We start from the raw sequence: 16253 nt of genomic DNA, 5'->3' as shown, positions 1-16253 counted from the left end.
TGGTGCCCTGCATGGGGTGTCTGGTTGTTGTCAGTGTTGCCCATTGCGCAGGCGTTTGTTCTGCGGTGGGTGCTCATGGGTGGAATATCAACGAATCATTTTTTTGGCATGGCTTTCGTGGTTGTGTCCTGGTGCTAGTACGGCGGTTCGTGCTCCTGCTTTGTGTGGGGGTGTGGGTTGTTGGGAACGTGTCCGGGGTGCGGCTGGTGGGGGTTGTGTTTGGCGCACTGTTGGGTCCTGAGGCAACAGGACCTTTTTGCAGCAATGCAGGGGGGCACTTCTGGTGTTTCTTTTGTTCCTGCAGCCGGTTCCTCCGGTCTTTGTGTTGCGGCCTGCGTGTGTGGGTTGTGGCGGGTTGGGGGGTTGGTTGATGGGGTTGTTGTTTGAGAACTACATAGTGGACGCGAGCATCTGGGACATACACGCTTTGGTGTGTGTGTTCCATACAGCAATTTCTTATGAATGAACCTTGGGCCGTAGTGGCTCGTGGTTCTCTCGAGTAAGTTTTTGATCATGTTTGTGTGGTCAAGTTTTTAAGGGCACACGGTGGATGCCTTGGCATTAGGAGCCGAAGAAGGACGTAGGAATCTGCGATAAGCCTGGGGGAGTTGATAACCGAGCGTTGATCCCAGGATGTCCGAATGGGGAAACCCCGCACAACGCTGTCATGGTGATTGTGTGACCCGCATCTGAACACATAGGGTGCGTGGGGGGAACGCGGGGAAGTGAAACATCTCAGTACCCGCAGGAAGAGAAAACAAGAGTGATTCCGTTAGTAGTGGCGAGCGAACGCGGATCAGGCTAAACCGTTTCCATGTGTGATAGCCGGCGGGCGTTGCATGGGCGGGGTTGTGGGACTTTCCGTTCTGGTTCTGCCGGGCCAGTGAGGTGAGAGTGCGTGCATAGGTGAACGGTCTTGAAAGGCCGGCCAGAGAGGGTGTGAGCCCCGTAACCGTAATGTTGTGTGCCGCCTGGAGAGTATCCCAAGTAGCACGGGGCCCGAGAAATCCCGTGCGAATCTGTCAGGACCACCTGATAAGCCTAAATACTTCCTAATGACCGATAGCGGACCAGTACCGTGAGGGAAAGGTGAAAAGTACCCCGGGAGGGGAGTGAAACAGTACCTGAAACCGTGTGCTTACAATCCGTCGGAGCAGTCTTGTTACTGTGACGGCGTGCCTTTTGAAGAATGAGCCTGCGAGTTAGTGTTACGTCGCGAGGTTAACCCGTGTGGGGTAGCCGTAGCGAAAGCGAGTCTGAATAGGGCGAGTGTAGTGGCGTGATCTAGACCCGAAGCGGAGTGATCTACCCATGGCCAGGTTGAAGCGACGGTAAGACGTCGTGGAGGACCGAACCCACTTCAGTTGAAAATGGAGGGGATGAGCTGTGGGTAGGGGTGAAAGGCCAATCAAACTCCGTGATAGCTGGTTCTCCCCGAAATGCATTTAGGTGCAGCGTTGCGTGTTTCTTGCCGGAGGTAGAGCTACTGGATGGCCGATGGGCCCTACAAGGTTACTGACGTCAGCCAAACTCCGAATGCCGGTAAGTCAGAGCGCAGCAGTGAGACTGTGGGGGATAAGCTTCATAGTCGAGAGGGAAACAGCCCAGACCACCAACTAAGGCCCCTAAGCGTGTGCTAAGTGGGAAAGGATGTGGAGTTGCGAAGACAACCAGGAGGTTGGCTTAGAAGCAGCCATCCTTGAAAGAGTGCGTAATAGCTCACTGGTCAAGTGATTCCGCGCCGACAATGTAGCGGGGCTCAAGTACACCGCCGAAGTTGTGGATTTCACACAGTACCCTAGCCTTCGTGGTTCAGGGGTGTGGAGTGGTAGGGGAGCGTCGTGTGGGCAGTGAAGTCGCGGTGGAAACCAGCGGTGGAGCCTACACGAGTGAGAATGCAGGCATGAGTAGCGAAAGACGGGTGAGAAACCCGTCCGCCGAATGATCAAGGGTTCCAGGGTCAAGCTAATCTGCCCTGGGTAAGTCGGGACCTAAGGCGAGGCCGACAGGCGTAGTCGATGGACAACGGGTTGATATTCCCGTACCGGCGAAAAACCGCCCATGCCAAGCGGGGGATACTAACCGCCCGGAGCCTGCCCGCTCACCCTTGTGGTGTTGTGGGTTTTGGCCGAGCGCGGGACCTGATCCCGGGAGGTAAGCGTATTAACAGGTGTGACGCAGGAAGGTAGCCGGGCCGGGCGATGGTTGCCCCGGTCTAAGGATGTAGGGTCAGGGATAGGCAAATCCGTTCCTGTGTGCTTCGAGCACGTTCCTGAGATCTGATGGGACTCCCGTAAGGGGGGATCCGGTGATCCTATGCTGCCAAGAAAAGCATCGACGCGAGGTTTTAGCCGCCCGTACCCCAAACCGACACAGGTGATCAGGTAGAGAATACCAAGGCGATCGAGAGAATTATGGTTAAGGAACTCGGCAAAATGCCCCCGTAACTTCGGGAGAAGGGGGGCCTGCCCCGTGATGGAGACTTGCTCTCCGTGAGCGGGTGTGGGCCGCAGAGACCAGGGGGAAGCGACTGTTTACTAAAAACACAGGTCCGTGCGAAGTCGCAAGACGATGTATACGGACTGACTCCTGCCCGGTGCTGGAAGGTTAAGAGGACCGGTTAGCCACTTGTGGCGAAGCTGAGAATTTAAGCCCCAGTAAACGGCGGTGGTAACTATAACCATCCTAAGGTAGCGAAATTCCTTGTCGGGTAAGTTCCGACCTGCACGAATGGAGTAACGACTTCCCCGCTGTCTCAACCATAAACTCGGCGAAATTGCAGTACGAGTAAAGATGCTCGTTACGCGCAGCAGGACGGAAAGACCCCGAGACCTTTACTATAGTTTGGTATTGGTGTTCGGAGTGGCTTGTGTAGGATAGGTGGGAGACGTTGAAACCCGGACGCCAGTTCGGGTGGAGTCATCGTTGAAATACCACTCTGGTCACTTTGGACATCTAACTTCGGCCCGTGATCCGGGTCAGGGACAGTGCCTGATGGGTAGTTTAACTGGGGCGGTTGCCTCCTAAAAAGTAACGGAGGCGCCCAAAGGTTCCCTCAGCCTGGTTGGCAATCAGGTGTCGAGTGTAAGTGCACAAGGGAGCTTGACTGTGAGAGAGACATCTCGAGCAGGGACGAAAGTCGGGACTAGTGATCCGGCGGTACATTGTGGAATGGCCGTCGCTCAACGGATAAAAGGTACCTCGGGGATAACAGGCTGATCTTGCCCAAGAGTCCATATCGACGGCATGGTTTGGCACCTCGATGTCGGCTCGTCGCATCCTGGGGCTGGAGTAGGTCCCAAGGGTTGGGCTGTTCGCCCATTAAAGCGGTACGCGAGCTGGGTTTAGAACGTCGTGAGACAGTTCGGTCCCTATCCGCTGCGCGCGCAGGAAATTTGAGAAGGGCTGTCCTTAGTACGAGAGGACCGGGACGGACGAACCTCTGGTGTGTCAGTTGTACTGCCAAGTGCATCGCTGATTAGCTACGTTCGGATGGGATAACCGCTGAAAGCATCTAAGCGGGAAGCTCGCTTCAAGATGAGATTTCCATACACATTATGTGTGAGAGGCCCCCAGCCAGACCACTGGGTTGATAGGCCGGATGTGGAAGCGAGGACTAAAGACTCGTGAAGCTGACCGGTACTAATAGGCCAACAACTTACACCACACACAAAACACTGCACGCGTCCACTATGTGGTTCCCGAACAACAACCGTTCCAGGAACCAACAACAACAACAACTACATAACACCACAGTTGTAACCACAAAGCTTCCCACCCACCCCCACACCAAGGGGTCGGGACGGGTAACAGAGTTACGGCGGTCATAGCGTGGGGGAAACGCCCGGTCCCATTCCGAACCCGGAAGCTAAGACCCACAGCGCCGATGGTACTGCACCCGGGAGGGTGTGGGAGAGTAGGACACCGCCGGACAACCATTAACGAAGAGCCCCAACCACGGTTGGGGCTCTTCCATTTAAGCAAGCCACGTAACGCTAACGCGCAGCCCAGAAGCCGGCCAACCGGGAAGCCAGGACCCGGCCCTGTTCAAAGCCGACACGAGCCGCGGCCGGCCTTAGGGAAAAGTCCATCGCATTGACGCCGAACATATGCTCGGCTTCGCTGTCCGGGATGACTGTTTCCACCTGGCTGCCGCCGGCGCGCAGGGCGTCCACTTGGCAAGCGAGATGCATGCCCCATTCAGCAGGAGTCCGGGTTCGCCCACCGAAGGGTGACAACACCAGCACGCTTCCGTATCCGACCGCCAGGTCCGCATTCTCGGCGTTGGTACGGTAGCCGCCGTCGATGTATTGCTCGTCGCCGATGCTGTAGGCGAAACCGCTGGCGCAGCTGGCAGCCACTGCGTCCACGAGATCCACGCCGCTCTCCCGGTCGAACACCACCGGTTCACCCGTCCGGGCATTGACGGCTGTCAGGAGTATCGCTCTTTCCGGCCACTGGGCTTGCGGCAAGCGGGTTGCCACTGTGTCCCGCCAGCGCGCGCTGGCACCTTCCATGGAAGCGGCGATCTCTACGGCGGCCGCTCCAAGCCGCCGGCGCATGTCCGCCATGTCGGAGGAGGCCTTCATGATATTGCCGGTTCGCTCCATGTGATCCACCACGGGTCTTGTGGCAGTGCGTTCCGTTTCCATATTTGGTCCGGGCACGGAACGAACGGGCACGGCGGCAGCTTGGCGGGGTGCGGACTTATCAGCGCCTGCGGGTTTCTGTGGGACCGAACTGAGGATGGCTTCAAAGAGCTCGACAGGGCTGGCTCCGGCCAGTTGGGCCGCCGCGGTGGACCCCGCTGATGTGCCAATGGTGAGCTCGGGGGTGGCGACATCCAGTCCGGCGTCGAAAAGGCCAGCGACGACGCCGATGAGCCATGCGTTGCCTGTGGAGCCGCCGCCGCCAAGGACCAATGCCCGCTGCCTGGTGGACGGTTGCTGGACGGCGGAGCCGGACTCAACCTGGGACTGGACGGTGCCCGCGCGGCCGGATGCCGCCGTCGAACTGTTGTTAAAAGGTGAAGAAGAGGAAGTGTTCAAGTGAACGCCTTTCGCGATGTGCGTGACGGGCGCTCCTGATAGCGACCAGCTTAGTCGCGGGATCGTGGAATGCAGGGAGCGCCCACGGTGGATACTGCGTACATGGGTCTCACCTCCTGCCGATTGTTCACGATCACCCGAAAGCTATCACTCTGCGGCCACCTGCGCAATTGGCCAAGGAGCCGGCGGTAGAGTCTGGGGATGAATCTCGTGCGAAGTGTGCCCATCGGCCAAGGCCATAGTGGCGACCAGTTGCTTCTTCGTCCACTTGAGCTTTCAGACGCCGCGGATTTGGCTGGCGCGTACCTGCGTAATCGCGGACATCTGGAGCCTTGGGAGCCCACCCGCGACGACGGATTCTTCACCGAGCATGGCCAGGAAGCCGTCATTCGCGCCAAGATCGACCAGTACGCGGCCGGCAGCGAAGTGCCCTGGGTCGTCACCGGCGACCAGGGCGTTTACGGGATGATTACATTGACCGGCATCGTCCGAGGTCCCTTCCGGAATGCCAACCTTGGCTATTGGATCGACCAGGACTGTACAGGCAGGGGCGCCGCGTCAGGTGCGGTAGCCGCCGTCGTCGATATGGCCACGCAGGAACTTGACCTCCACAGGATCCAGGCCGCAACCCTGCTCCACAACGCCCCGTCGCAGGCTGTCCTGGGGCGCTGCGGCTTTGACAGGATCGGCGTAGCGCCGTCCTACCTTCAGATCGCTGGCGAGTGGCAGGACCACGTTTTGTTCCAGCGCATCCTGTTCTGACCGGCACGGCGCAGGAGCAGCGGCAAGGACGCAGGGTACGCCAAGGGCTTAAATGGCTCCAAAAAACCCCGAAATTCCGGTGATTTTGGTCAAAAAGGCGCGGAAACACGCGGAATTTGCTGGCCATGGCATCGCAAGCTGGTAAGTTTTCGAACAGTGGCTTGCTCGCATTCCGCTTGAAAGCTCAAAAACGTATGAGTCCAGGAGGACGTAAATGGCTAAGAACCGTAGTGAACTCGTTGCAGAGGTAGCAGGCAAGGCTGGCACCAGCCAGGCAGCAGTCAACTCCGTGCTCGATGCACTGTTCGAAGTTTTCGAGACTTCTGTCGCCGCCGGCGAGAAGATCACCATCCCGGGCTGGCTCGCCGTTGAGCGCACCGACCGTGCAGCTCGCACCGGCCGCAACCCGCAGACCGGCGAAACCATCCAGATCGCAGCCGGCCACAGCGTCAAGCTGACCGCTGGCTCCAAGCTGAAGGCAGCTGTCGCCAAGAAGAAGTAACTTCTTCGGCATAGGCCTTGAAGGGGCGGCAACCTGATGGTTGCCGCCCCTTCTTCTTTGGGTTAATGCACATAGCGCCCTGTCGATTCGCAGCCCGGCGACAGGTAGCGGACAATGGATAAGTGCCATCAGCAAGAAATTCCGCAACTGTCCCTTCGACTCCTCCCAAGCCGGGAGCGCGTGGAGGGTCCACAGTCGCGGGGATTTCCCTTCCTTGGCAATTGGCGGGCCTGGCGGTCCTGATCGTCGCCCTTGCGGGGGCATTGATCTTCTCCGGCGCGTCGGCGGCCCGCCAGGTTTCAGATCCCGGCGCCCTGGTCAGGTGGGGCCTTCCGTTTGCCAAAGCCATCCACAACGTGTCGGTGGCCACGGTGATTGGCGGCCTGATCTTTGCCGTGGGCATCCTGCCGAAGAACCTCGGCGGCTCCCGGTCCCGCGAGAAAGACGCCGACGCCGTCGAGCATCCGGCATTTGCCCGGGCCCTCGCGGTGGCCGCCGCCGCTGGCGCTGCGTGGACACTGTCCGCAGTCGCCGTCCTGGTCCTGACCTATTCGGACGTCGCCGGACAGCCGCTTTCCGGGGACGCGGAGTTCACCCGTTCGCTGGTCTACTTCATGACGGACATCGAAACCGGCAAAGCCTGGCTGGCCGTCACCATTATTGCCGCCGTGGTCACTACAGCGCTGTTCGGGGTCCGGTCCCTGACGGGCCTGGCGTTCACGCTTGTGCTCGCGCTGATCGGGCTGATTCCAACGGCGCTCATCGGCCACTCCTCCAGTTCAAGCGATCACGAGGGCGCCATCAACTCCCTTGGCCTCCACCTGGTGGGCGTCTCCACCTGGGTTGGCGGCATCATCATGCTGGCGGTCCTGTCCGGAATCCTCACCGGTTCCCGGACGAAGGGGACCCCGGACATTACGGAGCAGACCCTTCGGCGATTCTCGTCCCTGGCAGGTTTCGCTTTCGTCCTGGTGTTCGCTTCCGGTGTCATCAACGCTGCCATCCGGGTCACCAACCCGGCCGACCTCTTCGGCTCCTCTTACGGTCAACTCATTGTGGCCAAGGCCCTCGCAACGTTGGTGCTGGGCGGTATCGGCTTCATGCACCGCCAATGGGTTATCCCGCAGCTCGGCAAGAACGGCTCCATGTCTGCGCGCCGGGTGCTGTGGCAGCTGGTTCTGGTTGAGCTGCTGGTGATGGGCGCGACGTCGGGACTCGCCGTCGCGTTGGGTCGCTCGGCTCCGCCGCAGCCCACCACCTACGCCCCGGACGCGTCGCCGTCGTTCATCCTTTCCGGATACGAGCTGCCACCGGAACTCACCCCTTCGCGCTGGCTGACCGAATGGCGCTTTGACTGGCTGTGGGTAGGCGTGGCGTTGTTTGGAGCCGTCTCCTACATCATGGGCATCGTCAAGGTCCGGCGCCGTGGCGACCAGTGGTCCGTTTTCCGGACGGTGAACTGGATGATCGGCCTGGTGGTCCTGACCTACATCACGTCCGGCCCGCCCGCTGTCTACGGCCGGGTGTTGTTCTCTGCGCACATGGTGGACCACATGGCCCTCACTATGGTGGCTCCCATCTTCCTGGTTCTCGGCGCTCCGGTGACGCTGGCCCTTCGGGCCCTGCCGTCCCGGGGTGAAGGTACCCATGGCTCCCGTGGCTTGCGGGAATGGCTGCTCCTGTTTGTACACTCCAGGTTCTCCCAGGTGGTCACGCACCCCCTGTTCGCGGCGGCAAACTTCGCGGGCTCCATCGTCTTGTTCTACTACTCGGACCTCTTTGGTCTGGCCATGCGTGAGCACGTGGGCCATGAGTTGATGAACCTCCACTTCCTGCTGACCGGGTACATCTTTGTCCTGAGCATGATCGGCAGCGATCCTTTGCCACGCCGTGCACCGTATCCGATGCGGCTGCTGCTCCTTCTGGCAACCATGGGCTTCCACGCGTTCTTTGGCGTATCCATCATGGGTGGCACCGGCCTGCTCGCTGCGGACTACTTCGGCAACCTCGGCCGCGCCTGGGGCCCCTCGGCCTTGGGAGACCAACAATTGGGCGGCGCCGTTGCCTGGGGCATCGGCGAAATCCCCACGCTGCTGGTGGCCATCGGCGTGGCAGTGATGTGGTCCCGGTCCGACGAACGGGAGAAGCGCCGGGTGGATCGTGCGGCCGACAGGAATAACGACGCCGATCTCAGTGCTTACAACGATATGTTTGCCCGGCTGGCAGAGCGTGATGCCAAGCTTGCAAGCCGCACTGCCAGGGCAACCACAACAGCCCCGGCCGAGCGCCCCACGAACGACAATTCCGGGCACACCGACCCGAACACCAAGCTGGAAGGACGCTGATGAGCGAAACCGTACGTACCCAACACCGGGTCCGGGCCTCCGAACTCGAGGGCCGCGGCTGGCTCAACACCGGTGGGAAGTCCTTGGACCTCGAGTCCCTGCGCGGCAAGATCGTGCTTCTCGACTTCTGGACCTTCTGCTGCATCAACTGCCTGCACGTTCTCGACGAGCTGCGTCCGTTGGAAGAAAAGTACTCGGACGTCCTGGTAACCGTTGGCGTGCATTCGCCCAAGTTCGAGCACGAAGCAGATCCTGTCGCTTTGGCATCAGCCGTCGAACGCTACGAGATCCACCACCCTGTGCTGGATGACCCCGAACTGGCCACCTGGAAGGCGTACACCGCCCGTGCCTGGCCCACGCTGGTGGTAGTGGACCCCGAGGGCTACATTGTGGCCCACCTTTCCGGCGAGGGCCACGCAGACGGCCTCGCCGTCCTGCTCGAAGAACTCGTCGCTGAACATGAAGCCAAGGGGACACTCCACCGCGGTGACGGTCCGTACGTAGCTCCTGTGCCGACGTCGGGCACTCTGCGGTTCCCCGGTAAGGCGACCCAGCTCGCCAACGGAAACTACCTGGTGGTGGATTCCGGCCATCACCGTTTGGTGGAGTTGCGCCCGGATCTGGAGACCGTGGAGCGGATCATCGGGTCCGGCACCAAGGGCTACCTGGACGGGCAATCTGAAATTGCCCGGTTCAACGAACCCCAGGGCGTCACCCTTTTGCCGTCGGAGCTGGCTTGGAAGCTCGGCTACGATGCCGTGGTGGCCGACACCGTCAACCACCGCCTCCGAGGCGTGACCCTCAGCTCGGGATACGTCCAGACGATCGCAGGCAACGGCGTGCAGCGGCTCCTGGACACCGGGCCCGCCCGTGTCACCGACTCCGGCGCCGGTACCTGGTCTGAACACCACGACGACGGTCCGGCTGACTTCGCCGGGGACGCCCTGGACGTTGGAGCGCTCGGGCGCGGCACGGAAGTGTCCCTTTCCTCGCCATGGGATGTGGTCTGGAGCGAAAAGCTGCAGAAGGTGGTCATCGCCATGGCCGGCACACACCAGATTTTCGCTTTTGACCCCCTGGCCAATGAGGTCTCCATCCTGGCCGGCTCCGGTCTTGAAGGTTTGCTGGACGGCAAAGCCGAGGAAGCCTGGTTCGCACAATCCTCCGGCCTGGCAATCGACGGCGAAGACAACATCTGGGTAGCTGACTCGGAGACATCGTCCTTGCGCCGCCTGGTGGTCAGCGATTCCGGCGTGACCGTGGAAACCGCAGTAGGCAAGGGCCTGTTCGATTTCGGCTTCCGTGATGGGGAAGCTGCCGAAGCCCGCTTGCAGCACCCTTTGGGCGTGACTGTGCTTCCGGACAACTCGGTGGCCATCGCCGATACCTACAACGGGGCTGTGCGCCGCTACGACCCCGCCACCAAGTCCGTCTCCACCCTGGCCCGGGGCCTCGCTGAGCCGAGCGACGTCGTGGTGGTCCAGGTGGAAGGCAGCGATCCGTTGCTGGTAGTGGTGGAATCGAACAAGCACCAGCTGGTCCTGGTACCGATCCCCAAGGAAGCCCAACAGGTGGACGAGGGCGCATCGCAGACGCACCGCCCCAAGAGCCCGGTCACGCCCGGTACCCTTGAGCTGGCCGTGCGCTTCAAGGCTCCCACCGGTCAAAAGCTTGATGACCGCTGGGGCGATCCCACCCAGATGAAGATTTCCTCCACACCGCCCGAGCTCCTGGTTTCCGGCGGCGGGACCTCGGTGGGTCTCCTGCGCACGCTTGAATTGTCGGCGGATGTCCCCGAAGGAATCCTGCACATCACCGCCCGCGCGGCCGCCTGTGATGGACCGGAGACCGAAGACGGCGAAATCCCGGACCACGCCGCTTGCCACCTGTACCAGCAGGATTGGGGCATTCCGGTGGTCCTGCAGGCCGACGGGGAGTCTGAGCTCGTGCTGGACCTCCGCGGCATGGACTAAACCCCACGCAGCTGGCCCGTCTCCTCCCACACCGGGCAGGAGGCGGGCCGTTGTGCTTTCACCGGGACCTGATCCCCAAAGGCCGCGTGCCACTACGCTGGCGGCGCCAGCCCTGCAGTACCAAAAACCAGCCCCTGCAGTACCAAAAAGCACTACAAAACCGCCGGGTTTTTCCCGCGGGCTAGAACGTCAGCAGGGGTGTAACCGTCACAGTGTCGCCGCTGACATCCAACTGGGTGGTGAAGCTGAAGTCGTGCTCCACGTTGAGGTCGTTCACTAGTCCCGTGAACAGGTTGACCTCCCGGGCGGTCAACGTAGCCTTGCCGTTCAACGGAGCAACAACCCATTTGCCGCTGAACGGTTCAATGGTGATCTTGGGATACTCCGTGATGGCCCACTTGATGGTGCCGTCCACTACCCGGGCATTGCTGACGTGGTAGAACGGGCAGTCGGGCTGCAGGCGCTGCTGTTCGGTGGCCTGGGCTGCGCAGGTGTCCAGGAATTCGCGCACTTTCCCGGCCACGGCGTCGTTCATGGCTTTGGTGGACCGGGTCTGCAGGTTCAGGGGTGCCTGTCCGCCGTCGCGCGTTGTGACGAGCGCGGAGGTTGCGGGAGCTTCGAAATAAGTACCGTTAAGGCTGGCCTCGTATTTGCCCGGGAAGAACACGGCAAACGTGTTGCGGCCGTTGGGCATGTTGACGGGAACGCCGTTGAGGGTGGCTTCGCTGGAGTTCACCACAGTCACATCAATGGTGGGCAGGGTGGTGGGCACGAACGCCCACTTCCCGAAGAACAGCCACTGCGTACCGGTTCGTTCCATGAGGAATTCCGTGTGGAGCCGGCTGCCGTCCAAGGTGTAGTCCACGGGAACGGCTACCCGGTTTGCACTGCGGGATTCGGGATTCCCCACATGGACGTCCGAAAGCTTGGAAGCGGCGGTTTGGAGGGCCGTGCCGTCGAGCATGGCCGCGTTGGCGCTGGGCACTTTGGCCCGCAGGAGGCCCAGGGCTTCTTCGCCTTTGCCGTCCTGGAGCGCCTGCAGATACTCCTTGACGGGCTGCTGCGGACTGGCCACGGAAGAGCCCACCAGGTTGATGCAGACGATCGCGCCGACGACAGCAAGCATCAGACCGAGCAGCCATCCGGCTGCGGTCTTGACGAACGCTTGACTCAACTGCACGCCCTTTACGTTACCTGCCGCAACAGCCCACGCCGTGCAGGAGGTACCCGTTATGACGTTTTATCAGCCGTCTGGAGAAGCCCGACGGCGGGCGGCAGCAGGCGTCGCTGCCACCCGGCGTCGTGGTTCAACCAGGCTGGCGAAGCTAGCGCCGGCGACGTGAGGACGTGCCAAAAACTCCGCGCATGAGGTCCCGGCCCAGCTGCGTTCCCATGGATCGGACCATGCTCTTGAGGCCACCGCCCAGTGCGCCGCCAAGGGCTCCGGCGATGTCGCCGAACATGCCGCTGTCCTGTGGTGGTGCTTGCTGGGGGACAGGCTGGGGAGCGGGTGGCGCCGGGTAGGAGTCGGTGGTTGAAGTGGACGGCCGTGAACTGGGCCGTCCCAGGATCTCTTCCTCGATGCGGCGGGCTTCGGCGTCTATGTCCGCTTGGGATGTTCCAACGGGCGTGCCGGAAGATGGCACGGGCGGCAGCCCCGGTGCGGCATCGCCTGTCGGTGCGGCTGCCCGGCCATTGAGTTTCTCGTAGGCCGAGAGGTTGTCTACGGCTGTCCCGTACTTCGCCAGGAGCGGGGACGCGGCGACGGTGCTCTTGATGAGATCGTCGGCGCTGGGGCCCATGACCGACTCGGGGGCACGGAGCCGGGTCAGCGCCACAGGCGTGGGGGCGCCCTTTTCGTTCATGACGGTGATGACGGCCTCGCCAATGCCGGCTGACGTCAGGGTCTCTTCGAGATCGTAGTCACTGACAGGGAAGGTGGACACGGTGGCCTTCAAGGCTTTGGCGTCCTCGGGGGTGAAGGCGCGCAGGGCGTGCTGCACGCGGTTGGCCAGCTGGCCCAGGACATCGGCCGGGACATCCTTGGGGGTCTGGGTGACGAAGAAGATACCCACGCCCTTGGAACGGATCAGCCGCACGGTGGTGGTGATGGCGTCGAGGAAGGCTTTGGAGGCGTCGTTGAACAGCAGGTGGGCCTCGTCCAGGAAGAACACGAGCTTGGGTTTGTCGAGGTCTCCGGCTTCGGGGAGGTCCTCGAACAGGTCCGCCAAGAGCCACATGAGGAACGTGGAAAACAGGAGGGGCTTGGTCTGGAGCGTGGGCAGTTCCAGGCAGCTGATGACACCGCGGCCGTCCGGTGCTGTGCGGAGCAGTTCGGCGGTGTCGAACTCGGGTTCGCCGAAGAACTTCTCCATGCCCTGCGCTTCCAAGCCGACCAGCTCGCGGAGGATGACACCGGCGGTGGCCTTCGACAACCCGCCCAGTTCGGCGAGTTCGGCCTTTCCTTCGTCCGAGGTCAGGAACTGGATCACGGCGCGGAGGTCCTTGAGGTCGATCAGTTCAAGGTTCTTCTGGTCCGCGAAGTGGAAGATCAGCTGGAGGCTGGACTCCTGGGTGTCGTTGAGGTCCATGATGCGGGAAAGCAGGATGGGCCCGAACGAGGTAATGGTGGCCCGGACCGGAATGCCGTTGCCGTCTCCGCCGAGCGAAAGGAACTCGACCGGGAAGTTTTTGGCCTGCCAGTCCTGGCCGAGCGAGGACGTACGTGCCGTCAGCTTTTCACTGCCGGTGGCCGGCGTCGCCAATCCGGACAGATCACCCTTGATGTCCGCGAGGAAAACCGGGACGCCCGCCGTCGAGAGTTGTTCGGCGATCATGTGCAGCGTCACCGTCTTGCCGGTGCCGGTGGCGCCTGCCACAAGGCCGTGGCGGTTCATCATGGCGAGGGGCAGGCGGACCTGGGCTTCCTTGTAGACTTCACCGTCCACGATCGCGGCACCCAGCTCGATGGTGGCACCTTGCAGGGTGTACCCCTGCTGGATGGTGGCGAGTTTTTCAGCAGTTGTTGCTTTGGGTTCGTTGGCCATGCGCATAGCTTAGCTGGGCTTGGCAAGATCCTTGCTGAAGGCCAAATGCTTGATGTCTTCGGGGTCCGCGGCGAGGTCGAACAGGGCTTTGTAACCCGTGGCGAGGTACAGATTCTTCGCCTCGGGCTGGCGTGGACCGGTGGTCAGGTACAGCTTCCGGTAGCCGCGCCGACGCGCTTCGTTTTCGAGTTCGGCCAGGACCAGGCGAGCCAGTCCGCGCCTGCGGTGGGCGGAGTGGGTCCAGATCCGCTTGAGCTCGGCCGTGTGCTCGTCGTAGCGGCGGAAGGCGCCACCGGCCACGGATTCACCGTTTTCCTGGATGATGATGAGCGCTCCGTGTGGCGGCGCGAATTCCTCGGCGGGGTAGCGGTTCAATTCTTCGGCCGCGCCCTCGCTGCTGAACAGGTCACCGTATCGGGTGTTGTATTCGACGGCGAGCTCGTCCAGGAGCGGGCGGACGCGGGGATCGCGCATGGGCAGGCTGAGGACGGTAAGGCCCGACGTCGGCAGGGTTGGCGTTGTTGTCATGTCTGGCCTTTCGTAGGTGGAACCCGAGTGGGGGACAGCAACTGCTGTCATGGCGGTTCAGTGCGACGTTTGCTGTCCCCTAGTTGGGATGGGGCGCTGGAGCCGAGGCCGGGGCACTCGCGCCGGCTCCCTCCAACGTGGCAGCAACCGTGGCCAGGATCCTGCGCGCGAGGGCGTCGTTCTCCCGGAACGGGGCTGCGTTGGTGTTGGGGCGTGCGAAGGCTCCGGCACCCCAGCCCGAGGTCCACGGCCCCACGGCAAACAAACCATTCTGTGGTGTACCAACAGGGGACAATACCTCGTAATTCCCGGAGATCAGGAGTTTCCCGGTGGAGTGTGGGCCCTCGGAAGTGAGCAGCCGCTGCTCGGTGCCCCATCCGGCGTCGTGCAGGTCCGCCAAAGCGGGATTCGCCGAACGTTCCACGGAAGCGGAAGGCAGGCGCGCCTCGATGTAGGCGGATGCATCTACAACCACGGGCGACTGGAAGGACCCCGCCACGAAGCGGCCCACGGAATCATCGGCCCGTACCCACATGCCGGGGCCCAGGAATTTCAAGTACCCGGCCCTGTGCAGGGCGAGCATCTCCCGGAGCCGGTGCGACGGCGGCCCTGAGTCCACGAAGCTGAAGAAGCCGTGCCACCACCCATGGATGGACTGCTGGGAGCGTGCGTTCAGCCGCTCCTGCGGGACCAGCCGGCCGAGGTCCATGTAGACGAACAATAATGCGGTGAACAGGGCCAGGGTCTCGGAATGGTCCGGGCCGGTCCGAAGGTCCAGGTCCCGCTGGATATAGGCGGCGACTGAACGCTGTACCGAGTCGTGATCGGCGAACGCGCAGCCACTGAGCGGGTGGTCCAGTTTTTCGAAGTCGAGGTGCAGGGCAGCGTCCGGCACGGAGACCGCCACCAGTTCTTCGCGCTGCGGGCTGTACCAGTCGAGAGCATCGAACCGGGCTTCAAAGGCGGCCCAGGTGCCCAGGACCCGCTCAGGGTAGCCGGTGAAGAGCTCGCGGTAGTAGGCGTAACCTGCGTCCTTGGCGATCAGCGGCCACAGCTGGGTACGGAAATCCAGCTCGTGATGCCCGGCCAGCAGGGCGCCGACGGCTTCGGCGGTGAAGTACCGCGGACGCTCCACAGGACTGCGCAGGGTCGAGGAGATCTTGGAGTGGTAGGGCACGCCGCGTCGCGACCCCGCCCAGAGACGCGGTTCGGCGCCGGAAGGCACGTAGTCGAGTTCGCCGTCGGACCGTTCTTCAAAGCGGCCCCCGCGGCCCTCGAACAGCAGCACCAGCAGGTCCACGAACGCCAGTCCCATGCCGGAGACGATCACGTCCTGACCGGCCTCGATCCCGGAGTAGTCGACATCCGTGGTGTACGACGGCGGGGCGTGGAAGCCGCCGTACCGGGCAGCGAAGTCGCTGTGGCGGGCGGACTCGCGGTCAACAAGGGAATCCGTGTGGCCCAGCGAGTACACCACGACGTCGGCAACAACCTCGCCGCCGGAGGCCAGCCGCACGCTGTGCCTGTCAGCGCCGGAACGTTCGACGCCGGTGGCTGTGTCGCGGTGCACCGTCACCGTTGTTTCGGGGCCCAGTGCGCTGACGGCGCGGCCGAAGAACCACTCCAGATATTTGCTCTGGAGCTGCCGGGTGGGGAACGACGCCGGGGTCAGCGAGCGCAGCTGGGCGAGCAGGTGCGGTTCCAAAGGAGGAACATCACGGATGCTGCCATCAAGTACTCCGGCGGCCCAGGCGGACAGTCCCGGTCCTTGTACGGACGGCCCCTCGCACGTCACGGACTCGTCAGTGAACATGGTGACATCGGCTGCGGTGGAGTTCAGCAGCAACCCCGGACTCTGGTCATAGCGCCAGATCCGCCCGGAGCCTGGCTGGTAGGGCTCAATGACGTGGAGGTGAAGGGGACCCTCGAACAGGCCGGGCCGGTTGGCGGCCAACCGTTCCAGGACGCCGGCCGTGCGCGGGCCGCCGCCAATGAAGGCGATGGCGGGAACTCGTGACGGCATGGGATCTCCTGGAATGCGGTGGTTG

9 protein-coding genes and 2 rRNA genes are annotated in these 16253 nt (G+C 62.3%); 6 read left to right on the top strand and 5 right to left on the bottom strand.

Annotated features, from left to right (window positions below; all coding sequences use genetic code 11):
* The first annotated feature begins 523 nt into the window (after positions 1–523).
* A 23S ribosomal RNA gene (locus JMY29_RS18110) occupies positions 524–3667 on the top strand.
* A 149-nt stretch (positions 3668–3816) separates the two neighbouring features.
* Positions 3817–3933: ribosomal RNA gene (gene rrf / locus JMY29_RS18105) — 5S ribosomal RNA — on the top strand.
* 62 nt (positions 3934–3995) lie between these two features.
* Here the strand turns inward: rrf and JMY29_RS18100 are convergent.
* Entirely contained in the window at positions 3996–5048 is a 1053-nt protein-coding gene (locus JMY29_RS18100) for a patatin-like phospholipase family protein (protein WP_189076337.1), read from the bottom strand.
* A gap of 201 nt (positions 5049–5249) precedes the next feature.
* Here JMY29_RS18100 and JMY29_RS18095 point away from each other — a divergent pair, with 201 nt between their 5' ends.
* From JMY29_RS18095 to JMY29_RS18080, 4 genes are all read left to right on the top strand, one after another.
* Positions 5250–5810, top strand: a complete 561-nt coding sequence (locus tag JMY29_RS18095) for a GNAT family N-acetyltransferase (RefSeq protein WP_189076336.1) — start codon at positions 5250–5252, stop codon at positions 5808–5810.
* A gap of 214 nt (positions 5811–6024) precedes the next feature.
* Positions 6025–6312, top strand: coding sequence for an HU family DNA-binding protein (locus tag JMY29_RS18090; protein WP_011776355.1), 288 nt, complete (start codon positions 6025–6027; stop codon positions 6310–6312).
* Between the two features lie 122 nt (positions 6313–6434).
* Complete coding sequence (locus tag JMY29_RS18085) at positions 6435–8657, top strand: cytochrome c oxidase assembly protein (RefSeq protein WP_055972984.1); 2223 nt, start codon at positions 6435–6437, stop codon at positions 8655–8657.
* The gene (locus JMY29_RS18080) at positions 8657–10630 is read left to right on the top strand and encodes an NHL domain-containing thioredoxin family protein (protein WP_018778111.1); all 1974 of its coding nucleotides are present in this window, start codon (positions 8657–8659) and stop codon (positions 10628–10630) included. Before JMY29_RS18085 ends, JMY29_RS18080 begins: the two co-directional genes overlap by 1 nt.
* Before the next feature lie 181 nt (positions 10631–10811).
* Here the strand turns inward: JMY29_RS18080 and JMY29_RS18075 are convergent, their stop codons facing one another.
* The 4 genes from JMY29_RS18075 to JMY29_RS18060 form a co-directional block, all read right to left on the bottom strand.
* Positions 10812–11804 (bottom strand): hypothetical protein, encoded by a 993-nt coding sequence (locus tag JMY29_RS18075; RefSeq protein WP_179128412.1) that lies wholly within the window; start codon positions 11802–11804, stop codon positions 10812–10814.
* 151 nt (positions 11805–11955) lie between these two features.
* Entirely contained in the window at positions 11956–13683 is a 1728-nt protein-coding gene (locus JMY29_RS18070) for a helicase HerA-like domain-containing protein (protein WP_055972978.1), read from the bottom strand.
* 3 nt (positions 13684–13686) lie between these two features.
* Positions 13687–14205: a GNAT family N-acetyltransferase gene (locus tag JMY29_RS18065; RefSeq protein ID WP_026267222.1), complete on the bottom strand. Its 519-nt coding sequence runs from the start codon at positions 14203–14205 to the stop codon at positions 13687–13689.
* A 79-nt stretch (positions 14206–14284) separates the two neighbouring features.
* Positions 14285–16228: an FAD/NAD(P)-binding protein gene (locus tag JMY29_RS18060; RefSeq protein WP_189076335.1), complete on the bottom strand. Its 1944-nt coding sequence runs from the start codon at positions 16226–16228 to the stop codon at positions 14285–14287.
* Positions 16229–16253: the final 25 nt, after the last annotated feature.

The sequence above is a fragment of the Paenarthrobacter nicotinovorans genome (genome assembly GCF_021919345.1).
In the GTDB taxonomy this organism is placed as follows: domain Bacteria; phylum Actinomycetota; class Actinomycetes; order Actinomycetales; family Micrococcaceae; genus Arthrobacter; species Arthrobacter nicotinovorans.
This window is presented reverse-complemented; position numbering and strand designations above follow the sequence as displayed.

What these genes read in the sequence shown, in the direction of transcription:
- JMY29_RS18070 (WP_055972978.1), bottom strand. Translation starts at nt 13,683, where the DNA reads ATGCGCATGGCCAACGAACCCAAAGCAACAACTGCTGAAAAACTCGCC.
- JMY29_RS18080 (WP_018778111.1), top strand. Translation starts at nt 8,657, where the DNA reads ATGAGCGAAACCGTACGTACCCAACACCGGGTCCGGGCCTCCGAACTC.
- JMY29_RS18065 (WP_026267222.1), bottom strand. Translation starts at nt 14,205, where the DNA reads ATGACAACAACGCCAACCCTGCCGACGTCGGGCCTTACCGTCCTCAGC.
- JMY29_RS18095 (WP_189076336.1), top strand. Translation starts at nt 5,250, where the DNA reads ATGAATCTCGTGCGAAGTGTGCCCATCGGCCAAGGCCATAGTGGCGAC.
- JMY29_RS18090 (WP_011776355.1), top strand. Translation starts at nt 6,025, where the DNA reads ATGGCTAAGAACCGTAGTGAACTCGTTGCAGAGGTAGCAGGCAAGGCT.
- JMY29_RS18060 (WP_189076335.1), bottom strand. Translation starts at nt 16,228, where the DNA reads ATGCCGTCACGAGTTCCCGCCATCGCCTTCATTGGCGGCGGCCCGCGC.